This window comes from Microcoleus sp. B7-D4 (assembly GCF_036705125.1).
GTDB lineage: Bacteria > Cyanobacteriota > Cyanobacteriia > Cyanobacteriales > Microcoleaceae > Microcoleus.
Genome location: NZ_JAUBTT010000007.1, coordinates 1 through 13,523, shown reverse-complemented (window position 1 = coordinate 13,523; position 13,523 = coordinate 1). Strand labels below are relative to the sequence as shown.

Below are 13,523 nucleotides of genomic sequence, written 5' to 3'. Positions count from 1 at the left end.
TTAAGTTTTAAGCTGCGGGGGGCGATCGGCTGTTACCTTAACTGCGGTGGGCCGAGCAAATGCCGATCGCCCGCAAAACAGCTTTTCGCACTTCTGGATGAGATTTCTCAATACCGTTAGACCGAAAAATCCAGTGTCCGCCGCCCGCGTGTTCCAGCAAAATTCTCTTTCCATCGGGCAAAACTATTTGCCACAAGTTTAAAACGGAGGTTTTAACTAGCTTGCACTGAATTTCGCGCAAGTTGGTTTCCATGAGCTTGAGCTGATGCAGTACCTGATTTTGTGCCGCTGATTTCATTGGATTTTCACTCCTGATTTAAGGCTTGTGAGAGAAAGGGGCTTGGTTCTGCAAGTCCAAACCCCAGCAGGTTAAGGGGTGTGCAGGTGTTTCATGTCAAAACACTTGCACTAATGGGAGACACTATTGTTAAGGCGGTTTTAGCAAGCTAAACACCCAATGTCAGGCCCGCCCTGCCGCCTTTTGTTGTGCCTATTTAGAAGCATACTTCTTAATGGCTCGGCTGTCAAGAAGTATGCTTCTAACTTGTGCGATCGTATGTCTAGAAAGAAGCAAACTCAAGATCCAGAAAAGATGCCAGCACTGCAAATACTGAGGGAGGCTGCTGGGCTAACTCAATCTGCGCTAGCAAGGCAAATCCCCGACAAAACCAGAAAAAAGACTTTAAGCCAAAAAGCTATCAGTAACTGGGAAACGGGCAAAGATGAGCCAGAGCTAACAGTTCCTCAGATAAAGGCACTGTGCAGAGCGCTAGGCATTTCAATCGATCAGTTGCCCGACGACTTGGGCCCGCCGAAGCGTTTTAGCAGTGATGATGTTGAGGATGGCCTCGCGCCGGAAAACCAGTCGGATGCCTAGAAAGAAACAAGCTCAAGACCCGAAAGACATACCAGCACTGCACATTTTGCGGGAAGCTGCTGGTTTACCCCAAGCTGCTTTAGCAAAGCAAATCCCCGATAAAACAGGAGCAAAAACTTTAACTCGACAGGCTATTAGCAATTGGGAGCGAGGGCTTGATGTGCCTGAGCTGACAATTCCTCAAGTTAAAGCGCTGTGTCACGCTTTGGGCAAGAATCTTAACGAATTGCCCGACAACTTAGGCCCGCCGAAGCGCTCTAGCAGTGATGATGTTGGGGGTGCAGCGCAGGAAAATAAGTCGGGAGACTAAGATTCGCGGTCAAGAACTATAACTTTCGGGGGCGCACGAAGCACCTGATCCCTGTTGGTGGGTGAGGCGCGCCGATTAACTATTGTCACCAATAGATAAATCTTGAACCGCGCCTCACCCACCCTACAATTGACTGATGACTAATAACTAATGACTAATGACTAATAACTAATGACTAATGACTAATGACTAATTAAGCAATTTTTACTTTTTGCAACTGAGAATTTACCAATAGCTTCCTAGCATCATTGGCTGATAGTGCAGGGCTGAAATAGTGACCCTGAATTTCTTGACAGTGGAGCGATCGCAAACACTCCAACTGCTCTTTAGTTTCTACTCCTTCGGCTACCACGCTCAAGTTCAAATCTCGCCCCAAGGTCGCTACAGCCTTGGCGATCGCCAGTTCGCACGGATCAGTCGTCAATCCGCTGACAAACGACCTGTCTATTTTTAAGATATTCAAGGGAAACTTTTTGAGATAATTTAGAGAACAATAACCCGTGCCGAAATCGTCCAGCGCAATTTGCACGCCCATATTCTGCAACTCCCTGAGAACTTTTGTGGTATAATCCACATCTTGCATGGCTGTAGTCTCGGTAATTTCTAACTCTAAATACTTGGGTGCTAAACCGCTTTTTTCCAAGCATTTCGCTACCATTTCTAATAAATTAAATTGCTGGAACTGCCGAGCCGAAACGTTGACTGCTACCCGCAAATCAGGCTGCAAAGTATCCTGCCAAGCTTTATTTTGAGTGCAGGCTGTTTGCAGCACCCATTCCCCAATAGGTACAATGAGTCCGTTCTCTTCGGCGATCGGAATAAATGTCGCGGGAGTAACTAAACCTAATTGTGGATGTTGCCAGCGTAGCAGGGCTTCCATACCCTGAATTTCCCAAGTAGTAATATTGACTTTTGGCTGGTAGAAAACCTCAAATTCTCCCTGTTCTAAAGCCTCGTGCAGTCTGTGCTCTATAGTTAGTAAATGGCTGCCGTGGGGATTAATTGTGGAAGTATATAACTGATAGTTATTTCTTCCCATTTCTTTAGCGTAGTACAAGGCAGCATCGGCATTTTTGACTAAAGTTTCGGCATCTTCACCATCATCGGGATAAAGGGCAATGCCGATGCTGCTGCTAACATGAAACGGTTGTCCTTCTAGTTTAAATGGTGGCTTTAAATTGTTGAGTATTCTTTGAGCTGTTTTAACTGCATCTTCTAAGCAATTGATGTCGGGAAGCAGTATGGTAAATTCGTCGCCTCCCCAGCGGGCAACCGTGTCAGTCGATCGCAAAGTGTCGCTGATGCGTCCGGCAAAACCTTCTAACAGGCGATCGCCCGCAGCGTGACCTAGTGTATCATTAATCTTTTTGAACCTGTCCAAGTCTAAAAACATCACAGCTAGCATCTTTTGGGTTTTTTTAGCTTGTTTTAAGGACGCCAGCAGCCTCTCGTTAAAAAGTATCCGGTTCGGTAAACCGGTGAGTTGGTCATAAACAGCTTGATACCGAATAATTTCTTCAGCTTGCTTGCGCTGAGTGATATCCATGATCGTGCCGATCGCCCTTACTGCTTTGCCAGTTTCATTGCGGATGATATAGCCGCGATCGAGCACAAAAACATATCCCCCGTCTGCGCGGTGAAAGCTGTATTCCTCCGACCAACATTGAGCGTCTGAGCTCATTGTTTCGTAGAAGCTTGACATCACTCTTTCCCGTTCTTCGGGATGAATATTTAGCCACCAAGATTCTAATTCTATCGTCTGAGTTTCGTTGAGTTTGTATCCAAAAACTTTTTCAAACTCTGCGCTCAACCAATACTCATTTTTTAACAAATCAAAATCCCATACGGCATCATTTGTCGCCCGCGTCAGCAGGTGAAAGCGTTCTTCGCTTTTGCGTAGTTTTTCTTCGGATTGCACCCGTTCCGTTACATCCCGAAAGCTGAATACTCGACCAGTAATTTTGCCTCCCGTGCGCTGGGGCAACGAGTAGCGCTCGAAGATTCTGCCATCTGTCAACTCGATGAGATCGTAACTTTCTGCTGCAGGGCGATCGGACAATTCTTTAGCACGGTTGAGAAATATTTCCGGGTATTTTAACTGGTTGATTCCAAACCCCAAAATTGGGTTGTTATCTCTCGAATCCACCTGCAAATCCCGCAACTGCCACATTTCGGCAAATTTACGGTTAAAGCTGACAACTTTTCCTCCACTGTCAACCGCCAGAATACCGTCAGCAGTAGATTCAATGGTTGCTTGAAGCAACGAAAGAGATGTTTCTAGTTCTAACTCTGCTAATTTGCGATCGCTGATGTCAAACGCTGTGATTAATATTGAGGCTTTTTTTTCAAATTTTATAATATCTACCGTTGCTTCAATCCAGCGCATTTTTCCAGTTTTCGTGAGTATTATTAATTCATATTTTGAGCCTGCCGTTGAGCGCGCATGGCTGGATTTACCCCATTTTTTAACTATTTCTCGAAAATCTGGATGAATTAAATCGTATAAATCCAACGCTAGCAATTCTTCACGAGTATATCCTGTCAGAGCTTCTGTCTGAGCATTGACATAGCGCAACTGTCTGCGGTTATAGATAAATGCAGCAGCATTAACCGTTTCTATCAGTTGGCGAAACTTTTTTTCACTGCGCCGCAAATTTCTTTCAGCCCGCTTGCTATCAGTAATATCTTGTGCTATATATAACTTGCCGCTGACCTTGCCTTTGCCGTCGCGAATAGTTGAAATAGAAAGCAGTACAATTATTTTTTTTCCATGTTTGGAAAGGTAGAGTTTTTCCACGTTGTGGACTGATCCTTCGGCTGTTAAACTTGCTAACTCTAACTCCTGTGCAGGTGATTCACTTTTCTTAAAAAGTCCGGCTATTGGTTTGCCTAACAACTCTTTTTTAGAGTATCCCAAAAGTTGACAGGTAGCTTGGTTTAACGACAGGATATGACCGCCAGGGGTAGTCGCAATTATCGAGACGTTCATTTCCTCGCAAATATCGAGGGCATATTCGGCAGTTTGCTGCAAATCTTGGGTCATTTGGGCAATAGTATGCCAGATATCCTGTTCTTTTTTTGGATACAACACTTTTTCTCCTTTTGGTAGCTTGTCATTCTCTGTTTCAGACTTCGGCTTGATTAACCCCATCGTCTTGGATAAGCTATTTACTGTCTTCCCCCTGATCGATAATGAGATTACTAAACAAATACAAACCAGAGAATAACCGATTATTGTTAACCTAATAGTAGGTTCTTTTCTAGGAGTTTCCTGAGATTGTATATAATTGTAAGTAGGTATTTTTACTGGTGCAATTTGGGATAATTTATCCAAAAATAATGTGGCGCTTGCAGAAGTAAGGGGGCGAGATGCCGATCGCAAATAGCTATGTTTCTGATAGCCAATCAAAATCCCTTCTACAGGGCGATTGCCGTTCCCATCTCCTAGGCTTGTCGGTAATATTTTTGGATTAATGCCACATTCCACACCAAAAATAGCAACCGCGAAATATCCCAACATTAATTGAAAAATTATTTTCATTTGCTCTATTTCCTACTCCCAAATATTTTTTGGAGGAACCATAAATCTAAAAAACTTTAGCAGAACTTTCTCGGCCATAGGAAAACCCAGCCACCATTAATTTATGTGGATTTGTAAATTAAATTTTACCAAGCTAATAATTGAGCTTTATAACTAATTATAATTTTAATCTTAATTTAATTTAAAATGTGTCATCAGCCATTGTGCCACAAATTATCCGCCATTCTGCCTAGACACCGGGTGGGAGCGCGCTAAAATTAGATAATTCCCGCAAGGAGGCGATCGGGATTTGTTAGAAAAATAAACAATTAGCTTAAAATCGGTGCAGAGGTCCACTAATTGAACCCATGAGTCAGACCATCCCAGAACTCCAAAAAGAAGTCCGCGCGCTGCAAGCAGAAGTTACCGCCCTGCAAGAGTCGCTGGAAAAACTTGGCGTACAGCGCTCTGAGTGCAGAGTGGCAGTCAGTTTTCCCAAAAATAATACTCCTGAAGCTATTGCCGAGTTCCACCAGCAAACTGCTGCTTTTGGGGAGCAGTGGTTGCAGCAAATCCAGGAAATTGACCGAGAGACTAAAATTACTGAAAAGCAACTGCAACAAAAACAGGCTTTACTGTCCTACAAACAAGCTGAAATAGATAAATTGGCGGCAGGACAGCACTGGCAAGAACTAGAAAACAAAGTTCAAACCGGGGAAAAGCGCTTGCAAACACAAGCTCGCAGAATCAATCAAGCAGCAGCGCAGCTAGAGGCCGAAATCCAAGCTTTAAAAGCACTGTACGACCAACTCAATCCCAGTTATTCCGAGTGGTTTCAACAACCAACTGAAATAGTAAAATTTTCAGCCACAACTATTCCTTACGCTGTTCCCAGCAGCAGCGGGTTGATATTGGAAAATAAGGAGATTGAGTGGGACAGAAAGTAGTTTTATTTTGTTAATTTTGAATGTAAATTAGTGATTAGAATGTCGCCGTCGAATGCTCCAATAAGCAAGACAGATTCGACGGCAACATCCCAAGGCTTTTACCTGCTTTTTCAGATAAAAAGTACAAAACTGCCTCTGGCGCAGCTAATTTTAAGATTTTTGAGTTTCATTTTTTGAAACAGGTTTATTTTTAACTCTGGTGTTAATCTAAAATCTAAAATATAACAGTTCTGGACGCATGAACCGGGTTTTACGAAAAGACTTTGTGGCAGCCATCGCTTCCGCTAAAAAACCCGGTAGATGGGAGTGAGGAGTGCGTAAGCCCTGTCTAAAATTTCCAATAGACTTACTAATGAAACAATTGATTTGGATAGCGCTATTTATTGTGGTTGCGGTGACGGCGGCGGGTTGGGGTTCTCACTCGTGGCAGCGGTTGTCGGCTGTACCAGAAGTTGGAATCGATCGCAATATCCACACTTCCCAAAACCCGTCTCCCTTTCCGCTTCCTGCTGAAAAAAATGCAGTTTATCTGCCCCAAATTGACCAGTCCCGGTTGTGGAAACACGTCGAGACTTTAGCAGGAGAACGCGATGCAGAACGAGCTCGCTCTTTTACTAGAGACTACATTTCTAAACAACTGCAAACATTAGGAATTTCCCAAGAGTTCCAGCCGTTCGATCGCGGAATTAATGTCTTCGCTGAGAGAAAAGGTACTGACTCAAACGCCGGTGCAATTTTAGTCGCAGCACACTACGATACTGTACCAAACTCCCCAGGCGCTGACGACAATGCGACGGGAGTTGCAGTAGTTTTAGAAGTAGCAAGATTGCTGGGTTCTCGCCCCACGCCTCGGACACTGCAAGTAGCATTTTTTGACAGGGAAGAAATCGGACTTTTAGGCAGTTTAGCATTCACCGGTAGCGAGGCGCGGTTAAAAAATTTGCAAGGAGCGATCGTCCTGGATATGGTAGGTTATGCCTGCCGCACGCCCGGATGCCAGCAATATCCCGAAGGATTGACAGCGCAACCTTTTCTAGAAGCATCGGGGGTAACATCTCCCGACAAAGGCGAGTTTATCGCTGTGATTGGGGATGCGGAACATCCGCTGCTATTGAAAAGTTTTGCGGAGTCTGGAAAAGCCGGTTTGCCGCCCGTGGTGGCGCTACCGGTTCCCCTGAAAGGGTTGCTGACTCCCGATGTTTTACGCAGCGACCACGCGCCTTTCTGGTATAAAGGAATTGGTGCTGTGTTGGTGACGGATACTGCAAATTTGCGATCGCCCCACTATCACCAATCTAGCGATACATTAGCAACTATCGATCGAGCTTTTTTCGCCGGTTCTGCTCAAATTGTTGTTAATGCCACGGCTAAATTATTGGAAATTCGGTAATCTACTCGTTACCAGGCTCTGCCTGGTAACGCATATCCGGAGGCTCTGCCTCCAATTTTCCCACGCCAAGCAAGCGAGGCAGAGCCTCTGGACATCGGTTCCTAGGCACAGCCTATGAACCAGCTAAATAACTAATAATTAATAACTAATAACTAATAACTAATAATTAATAACAAATGACTAACAAAGAAAGCCTGCAACGGCATTTATTGCAACTAGACAATCGAGGCTACAAAGCATACAAAGACATTCAAGGTAATTACGACTTTTCTGAATTCACATTAATTATTGATTACGTGCAGGGAGATCCCTTTGCATCTCCCAGTAAATTTAGAGTCAGAGTTCCGCCCAACATTGCTCAAATTCCCCGCGAACTTTTTAACTCTCGCAGTCGAGAAATAGCCTTGCGAGATTACCTAACTCGCCAGTTTGACAAAGCAGCACACAGCATCAGCAGCAAACGCGGCACTGGCAAAAGCGGTATGATTGCAGTGACTCGGTTCGGACAAGAAGTTTTAGAACGAACTTCCGCATTTATCCTTTCCTCAAATACATCCGATATCGGAGATTTAGGAGGAGTTGAACTGCGATTTGCCGTCGGACTTCCAGCGGGAGGGCGCAGTATCTTAGGGCGACAAGCTGCTGAAATGCTGTGCGAAGATATTCCGCAAATTGTCAGCAATTCTCTGAAGTATGCTAACTTAAATGCTGCTGAATGTCGCCGTCATGTTGAAACTGTAGAAGATGCTGACTGGCTGCGGCAGCAGTTAGCTCAAAACGGATTAGTTGCGTTTGTTGCTGACGGTTCTATTTTACCCCGCCGCAGCGGTGTTGACCATCGCCCTTTGTTAAATAATGCTGTGGCTTTTCAATCGCCGCCGTCGTTAAAAGTTGAGTTTAATTGTCCGAATCGCGGTTGGATTTCCGGTATGGGTATTCCCGCTGGTATTACTTTGATTGTTGGCGGCGGTTATCACGGCAAATCCACTTTACTCAAGGCGATTGAGTTGGGAGTTTACAACCGAATTCCGGGAGATGGTCGGGAATTTGTGGTGACAAGTGCGGCCGGGGTTAAAATTAGAGCAGAAGATGGCAGAAGTGTAGCGGGAGTAAATATTTCGCCTTTTATTAACCACTTGCCACAAGGTAGAGATACTGCACAATTTTATACAGAAAATGCGAGCGGTAGCACGTCGCAAGCTGCTAATATTATTGAGGCTTTGGAAGTGGGGAGAAGGAAGTTCGGCAACGGATTATGTAACGGATTTAACGGATGTCAGTCCGATGGAAGTCGGAAGAAGGAAGAAGGAAGAGGGAATGAGGAACAGGAGAGAAGGAAAAAGGAACAGGATTTAGTGCCTGTTTTATTGGTGGATGAGGATACGGCGGCGACGAATTTTATGATTCGCGATCGCCGAATGCAGGAACTCATCGCTAAGGATAAGGAACCGATTACGCCGTTTATTGATAAAGTTAAACAGTTGTATGCAGATTATGGCGTATCGACTATTTTAGTAATGGGCGGAAGTGGCGATTATTTTGATGTGGCGGATACTGTGATTGCAATGGAAAATTTTCAAGCAGATGATGTGACGGGAAAAGCTAAAGAAATTGCTATAAATTACCCGATTAGCCGTGCTGCTGAAGGGGGAGAAACTTTTGGTGAGATTACTCAAAGAGTGCCGATTCCTGCTAGTTTAGATCCGAGTCTGGGACGGCGAGATGTGCGGGTGAAGGTGCGGGATGTTGATGAATTGGCTTTCGGAACTGAGGAGATTGATTTGGGTGCTGTTGAGCAAATTGTGGACAGCGGACAGTTAAGGGCGATCGCTGCGGCAATGGTTTATGCTAAGCAGCAATACATGGACGGAAAACGCACGTTGTCGGAAATCATAGATTTGGTGATGGCAGATATTGACGCGCAGGGGATGGATATTTTATCGCCTTTTCCTGAAGGGGATTTTGCCATGTTTCGGCGCTTTGAATTGGCTGCGGCAATTAATCGGCTTCGCAGTTTGTCCGTTGTTGCCAAAAGGTGATAATTTTATACCCATATAAATTGCTTTTTAGGCAGAGTGGGAGAGGGAGAAAAGTTTTATTCGGCCTAATGACTAATGACTAATGACTAATGACTAATGACTAATGACTAATGACTAATGACTAATGACTAATGACTAATGACTTTTTGATATGCTGACAAAAGTGAGTCCAAAAACCGCAATTTAAGTATGAAAGGCAATATAGGACAACCGACAGCTTTAAGCGATCGACCTTATATAGTATTAAGTAATCAAGGCGAGGTTTTACAGTTAGAGTTAAAACAGCAGCAGCACGTATTGGGGCGCGATCGCACTCGTGCTGATTTAGTCATTCCCGAACCCTGGCGCGCAGTTTCGGGCGTTCACGCTGTTTTGCGCCAAATTGGGGATAATTACTGGATTTACGACGGTGACGGCCAGCGGCCGAGCACTAATGGCTTATTTGTCGATCGCACTCGCATCACTCCCAATGACGGTTATTGTCTGAAAAACGGCACAGAAATTAAAATCGGTCTCGATCCTCAAAATCAAGTTTTGCTGAGTTATTTTAATCCGCTGGCGAATCAGGTTACTGTCCCTAGCAAGCAGTCAATTCTTCTTAAGAATCGGTCGGTTTTGTTGGGCCGCGATCCAAACGCTTCGCTGCAATTAGATGCGCCGCTTGTTTCTAGACGCCACGCCACAATCGACCAAGACAGTCGCGGTAATTATATTTTGCGAGATCACAGCGTTAACGGGGTTTTTGTTAACGGTCAGCGAGTGACAAATTCTGTACAGTTGTCCGAGGGAGAGGCAATTCGGATCGGCCCGTTTACTCTAACTTACCGCAGCGGTGAGTTGCAGATGCAAGACTCCGGCCATCAAATTCGTTTGGATGCTGACAGTCTGGTGATTCCGAAGCGTTTGGATAACATCACTTTGGCGATCGAACCGGGTCAGTTTGTGGCTTTAGTCGGCGGTAGCGGTGCGGGTAAATCTACTTTAATGCGGACGCTTTTAGGGATCGAAAAAACTACTAACGGCGCTGTGTTTCTCAATGGCGACAACCTGCGCCAAAACTTCAATATTTACCGCAATCAAATCGGTTACGTGCCTCAAGATGATATTGTGCACGCAGATTTGAGAGTAGAAGAAGTCTTGAGTTATGCAGCTAAATTGCGCTTACCTCCCGATACAGAGGTCAAGCAGGTAGTCGCAAAAACTTTAGAAGATATTGAAATGACTCACCGTCGCAAGGCTTTGGTAAAACAGCTTAGCGGCGGACAGCGGAAGCGGGTCAGCATCGGAGTCGAACTGTTAGCAGACCCGAAACTTTTCTTTTTAGACGAACCGACTTCTGGACTCGATCCGGGTTTGGATAAGAAGATGATGCAACTGCTGCGAAAGTTGGCAAATCAAGGCCGGACGGTGATTCTGGTGACTCACGCGACGGCAAATATCACGATGTGCGATCGTATTGTGTTTATGGGTCGCGGCGGACGCCTTTGTTACTTCGGCCCCCCTAGGGAAGCCCTCGATTTTTTCGATGTCAAAACTGGCGATTTTGCAGACATTTACAACGAATTAGAAACAGGAGAAACCAACGTTCAAAGCTGGGCAGAAAAGTTTAATAAATCTCCCTACTATCAGCGCTATATTGTCAACCACTTCAGCACAGGCAAGGCTAATGCAAAAATACCTTCTGCACCTTCTGCAGCAAAATCTCAATCTTTTGTAAAACAACTCGTTTTGCTCGCGCAGCGCTATTTTCAACTCGTTTCCCGCGACTTAGTTAACTTGAGTTTAGCTCTTTTAACGGCTCCGATCGGCATTAGTTTGCTGCGGCTAGCCGTCAGAGATAAAGACCCGTTAATTGGAGCGCCGGAGGCAACTTTAGCACCTTTGGCGCTCAGAGTTTTATTTGTATTTACCTGTGCGGCGATTTGGGTAGGGCTGGCAACTTCTCTGCAAGAAATTGTCAAAGAATCTGCTATTTATCTGCGCGAACGTTTGGTCAATTTAGGATTGTTTGCTTATTTAGGTTCAAAAATTTTTATACTTTCTGGTTTGGCAGTATTGCAAACACTGTTAATGGTAGGAGTTATTCTGATTGCTTTTAAATCCCCCGAACCTAGTTTTATTTCCTGGCCTGTGGGAGCAAGTATTACCACCTTCCTAACTTTAATGAGCTGCATAAGCCTTGGATTAGTCGTTTCCGCGATTGTTAAAAATAGCTCTCAAGCTAATAGCGCTTTGCCTCTATTATTGCTGCCTCAGATTATTTTTTCGGGAGTTTTGTTTAAGATGGAAGGTGCGGCGAGCACATTTTCTTGGCTGATGTTAAGCCGCTGGTCTGTGGGTGCTTACGGCTCTTTAGTTAATGTGAATGGGATGGTTCCCGCGCCTACTACATTACCGGACGGAAGTACGCTTCCTCAGCCGTTTGAGCCTACTCCTGTTTACGATCAAACCTGGGAGAATTTGAGTTTAAATTGGGCTATTTTGTGCGTGCATATTTTCGTTTATTTGATGTTGACTCTGTGGTTGCAGAAGCGGAAGGATATTTTATAATTAAAATTACGCCTTTTTAACTCACAGTTCATTATCAAATTAGATCATGGGAGAGATAAATGTTAGTTAAAACCAACGCAGTAGTAGAAATTGCTGCATCGCCTCAAGTAGTTTTTGATTTTGTTACGTCCCTGTCAAATCTGCCCAAAGTCTTTCGCGGATATGGCCCAATTCCAGCAATTATTAAAGCTGAGATGGCAGATGGTGGAGAGATGCGTGAAGGCGGCGTGCGGCGGATAGAAAATTCCGACACTTCGGTGATTGAGGAAGAAATCATTACTTTCAAAAAGCCAGAAAGACAAAGCTACCGACTGGTTAGAGGGTTTAAGTTTCCGATTTCTCTACTCATTGAGTCTGGTGGCGGAGATTGGAATTTCACTGCTACAGCAAAGGGAACTCGGATTGATTGGGAGTTTTATTTTATGCTGACTTCTCCGGTATTCTATCCGCTTGGGTTGTTGCTAGTTCAGGTTTTTATGCAAAAAGCTATGCAGCAGTGTTTAGATAATATTCAAGAATATTTGGCTAACCCAAGCGAATTGATTGTATGAATTATTGGCTGATGAAGTCGGAACCAGATGTTTATAGTATTGCGAATTTGAAGCACGATCGCACTTCCATTTGGGATGGCGTTCGCAACTATCAAGCTCGCAATTTTATGCGAGAAATGAGTCGGGGAGATTTAGTATTTTTTTACCATTCTAATACTAAAATACCGGGAATCGTGGGGTTAGTGCGCGTCGTGGAAGCTGGGATTGCTGATCCGAGTCAGTTCGATATGAATAGCGAATATTACGATCCTAAATCGCCGTTTGATGCTCCTCGCTGGCAAACTGTGAGAGTTGAGTTTGTTGAGGAGTTTGCTAAGTTAATATCTTTGGATGAACTGAAACAAAAGTTTAGCGCTGATGAGATTTTGGTGGTGAGGAAAGGCAATCGGTTATCGGTGATGCCGGTATCTGAAAGTGCTGCTGAGAAGATTTTGAATATGAGAGGAGTTGTGACCATTTAACTTGCATATTTGGGGCGGGCTCTTCGGCCCACCCCACAATACTTAAAGACTTTACAAAAAACCTCGGTAAGGGTCTTGAAATTTGGCTTTTTTTAGGCTATTTTATACTAAGTTGCGGTTGTACTTAGTGATATGATTCGCGAAAATTTTAGTCAGGCAAGCAATCAGGATTTGGGCGGGAAGGATGCCCACTCCACAGGCCTATATCAGTTTTTTGTGGGACAGGCTTCTAGTCTGCCGCTTAAACTCAGAGATGCTCAATTAAAAGTTACTTACAGAAATTTACCTCATTGGGAGTTAGAAGGAGCGGTCTATTTCATCACTTTTAATACTTGGGAAAAGCTGGAATTAACTCCGGATGCGAGGAAAGTTGTCCTCAATGCTTGCCAGTTTTTTGATAGGCAAAGGTATAAAATCTTTTGCTTAGTTGTAATGCCTGATCATGTGCATATGCTAATGCAGCCTTTAGCAAAGTCGGATAATAAATTCTGGTCGCTCAGCAGCATTCTGCACAGTATGAAAAGCTACAGTTCTAAACAAATTCCCAAGGTGATGAAGCATATTGGTACTGTCTGGCAGGATGAGAGACATGACCACATTGTCAGAGATGAACGAGAATTTCAGGTTTTTTGGGAATATATTAGGCAAAATCCTGTCAAAGCTGGTCTTTCACTGACTCCAGAGGAATATCCTTTTTTCTGGCAAATGTATGAAGTTTAGCCTCTGCTGAATTTCTTGTGGGGTGGGCATCTTGCCCGCCCAAGCTTCAGTCACAGGCAAGATGCCTGTGCCACAAGGATTTCACAGGCAAGATGCCTGTGCCACAAGGATTTCACAGGCAAGATGCCTGTGCCACAAGGATTTCACAGGCAAGATGC

Annotated in this window: 11 protein-coding genes; 9 read left to right on the top strand and 2 right to left on the bottom strand. The window is 44.4% G+C overall.

Translation table 11 applies throughout. The features are described from left to right. Nucleotides 1-37: 37 nt before the first annotated feature. Complete coding sequence (locus QUB12_RS04170; RefSeq protein ID WP_333138790.1) at nucleotides 38-298, bottom strand: hypothetical protein; 261 nt, start codon at nucleotides 296-298, stop codon at nucleotides 38-40. 258 nt (nucleotides 299-556) lie between these two features. On the opposite strand from QUB12_RS04170, the gene QUB12_RS04165 reads away from it, so the two are divergent. Both QUB12_RS04165 and QUB12_RS04160 read left to right on the top strand, forming a co-directional pair. After that, on the top strand, nucleotides 557-877 hold the full coding sequence (locus QUB12_RS04165; RefSeq protein ID WP_333138788.1) for a helix-turn-helix transcriptional regulator: 321 nt from the start codon (nucleotides 557-559) through the stop codon (nucleotides 875-877). Next, on the top strand, nucleotides 870-1,187 hold the full coding sequence (locus QUB12_RS04160) for a helix-turn-helix transcriptional regulator (protein WP_333138786.1): 318 nt from the start codon (nucleotides 870-872) through the stop codon (nucleotides 1,185-1,187). Before QUB12_RS04165 ends, QUB12_RS04160 begins: the two co-directional genes overlap by 8 nt. A 193-nt stretch (nucleotides 1,188-1,380) precedes the next feature. On the opposite strand, the gene QUB12_RS04155 is transcribed toward QUB12_RS04160, so the two are convergent. Then, on the bottom strand, nucleotides 1,381-4,728 hold the full coding sequence (locus tag QUB12_RS04155) for an EAL domain-containing protein (protein ID WP_333138784.1): 3,348 nt from the start codon (nucleotides 4,726-4,728) through the stop codon (nucleotides 1,381-1,383). A gap of 347 nt (nucleotides 4,729-5,075) precedes the next feature. On the opposite strand from QUB12_RS04155, the gene QUB12_RS04150 reads away from it, so the two are divergent. From QUB12_RS04150 to QUB12_RS04120, 7 genes are all read left to right on the top strand, one after another. Next, nucleotides 5,076-5,654: a hypothetical protein gene (locus tag QUB12_RS04150; RefSeq protein ID WP_333138782.1), complete on the top strand. Its 579-nt coding sequence runs from the start codon at nucleotides 5,076-5,078 to the stop codon at nucleotides 5,652-5,654. Nucleotides 5,655-6,006: 352 nt separating this feature from the next. Then, entirely contained in the window at nucleotides 6,007-7,044 is a 1,038-nt protein-coding gene (locus QUB12_RS04145) for a M20/M25/M40 family metallo-hydrolase (RefSeq protein ID WP_333305628.1), read from the top strand. Nucleotides 7,045-7,220: 176 nt separating this feature from the next. Next, complete coding sequence (locus QUB12_RS04140) at nucleotides 7,221-9,083, top strand: ABC-ATPase domain-containing protein (protein ID WP_333305626.1); 1,863 nt, start codon at nucleotides 7,221-7,223, stop codon at nucleotides 9,081-9,083. 189 nt (nucleotides 9,084-9,272) lie between these two features. Then, the gene (locus QUB12_RS04135; RefSeq protein ID WP_333305624.1) at nucleotides 9,273-11,633 is read left to right on the top strand and encodes an FHA domain-containing protein; all 2,361 of its coding nucleotides are present in this window, start codon (nucleotides 9,273-9,275) and stop codon (nucleotides 11,631-11,633) included. Between the two features lie 59 nt (nucleotides 11,634-11,692). Next, nucleotides 11,693-12,184, top strand: coding sequence for an SRPBCC family protein (locus QUB12_RS04130; RefSeq protein WP_333138774.1), 492 nt, complete (start codon nucleotides 11,693-11,695; stop codon nucleotides 12,182-12,184). After that, nucleotides 12,181-12,645: an EVE domain-containing protein gene (locus tag QUB12_RS04125; RefSeq protein WP_333138772.1), complete on the top strand. Its 465-nt coding sequence runs from the start codon at nucleotides 12,181-12,183 to the stop codon at nucleotides 12,643-12,645. The genes QUB12_RS04130 and QUB12_RS04125 overlap by 4 nt, the downstream gene beginning before the upstream one ends. 132 nt (nucleotides 12,646-12,777) lie before the next feature. After that, a complete protein-coding gene (locus QUB12_RS04120; RefSeq protein WP_333138770.1) occupies nucleotides 12,778-13,365 on the top strand; it encodes an REP-associated tyrosine transposase in 588 nt (195 codons plus the stop codon). The last annotated feature ends 158 nt before the right edge of the window (nucleotides 13,366-13,523 follow it).

Excerpts from the sequence above, each read along its gene's own strand:
- QUB12_RS04150 (WP_333138782.1), top strand. The coding sequence starts at position 5,076 with ATGAGTCAGACCATCCCAGAACTCCAAAAAGAAGTCCGCGCGCTGCAA.
- QUB12_RS04160 (WP_333138786.1), top strand. The coding sequence starts at position 870 with ATGCCTAGAAAGAAACAAGCTCAAGACCCGAAAGACATACCAGCACTG.
- QUB12_RS04130 (WP_333138774.1), top strand. The coding sequence starts at position 11,693 with ATGTTAGTTAAAACCAACGCAGTAGTAGAAATTGCTGCATCGCCTCAA.
- QUB12_RS04170 (WP_333138790.1), bottom strand. The coding sequence starts at position 298 with ATGAAATCAGCGGCACAAAATCAGGTACTGCATCAGCTCAAGCTCATG.
- QUB12_RS04165 (WP_333138788.1), top strand. The coding sequence starts at position 557 with ATGTCTAGAAAGAAGCAAACTCAAGATCCAGAAAAGATGCCAGCACTG.
- QUB12_RS04145 (WP_333305628.1), top strand. The coding sequence starts at position 6,007 with ATGAAACAATTGATTTGGATAGCGCTATTTATTGTGGTTGCGGTGACG.
- QUB12_RS04125 (WP_333138772.1), top strand. The coding sequence starts at position 12,181 with ATGAATTATTGGCTGATGAAGTCGGAACCAGATGTTTATAGTATTGCG.
- QUB12_RS04155 (WP_333138784.1), bottom strand. The coding sequence starts at position 4,728 with ATGAAAATAATTTTTCAATTAATGTTGGGATATTTCGCGGTTGCTATT.
- QUB12_RS04120 (WP_333138770.1), top strand. The coding sequence starts at position 12,778 with ATGATTCGCGAAAATTTTAGTCAGGCAAGCAATCAGGATTTGGGCGGG.
- QUB12_RS04135 (WP_333305624.1), top strand. The coding sequence starts at position 9,273 with ATGAAAGGCAATATAGGACAACCGACAGCTTTAAGCGATCGACCTTAT.
- QUB12_RS04140 (WP_333305626.1), top strand. The coding sequence starts at position 7,221 with ATGACTAACAAAGAAAGCCTGCAACGGCATTTATTGCAACTAGACAAT.